The following is a 274-nucleotide window of genomic DNA, read 5'->3' as shown; positions in this document are numbered from 1 at the left end:
CGCATCTCGATCGTGAAGAGTACGTTGCCAGAGTTCTGGATCGCGAGGCGAAAAGTACGCCTCCTGAGGCAGCGAAAGCCATGACCGTGGCGATTCGCACGTTTTTACAGCAAAACGCCGATCGGGAAGGCGATTGCCTGACCATCCCGGACAGCAGCGCTACGCAGCGTGTTTCTGCTTCGCCAGCTACCACGGGGGCGCGAACGATGACCGCCTGGACGCAGGATCTCATCTATGCGGGCGATCCGGTTCATTATCATGGCAGTCGCGCTAC

Annotated in this window: 1 protein-coding gene; it reads left to right on the top strand. The window is 59.1% G+C overall.

Annotated elements, in window-relative coordinates; genetic code table 11:
• Nucleotides 1-274 (top strand): SpoIID/LytB domain-containing protein (locus tag B0E34_RS22970; RefSeq protein ID WP_185117477.1); only part of this gene is annotated, 274 nt, incomplete at both ends.

This window comes from Chryseobacterium mucoviscidosis (genome assembly GCF_002177115.1).
Taxonomy (GTDB): domain Bacteria; phylum Bacteroidota; class Bacteroidia; order Flavobacteriales; family Weeksellaceae; genus Chryseobacterium; species Chryseobacterium mucoviscidosis.
This window is presented reverse-complemented; position numbering and strand designations above follow the sequence as displayed.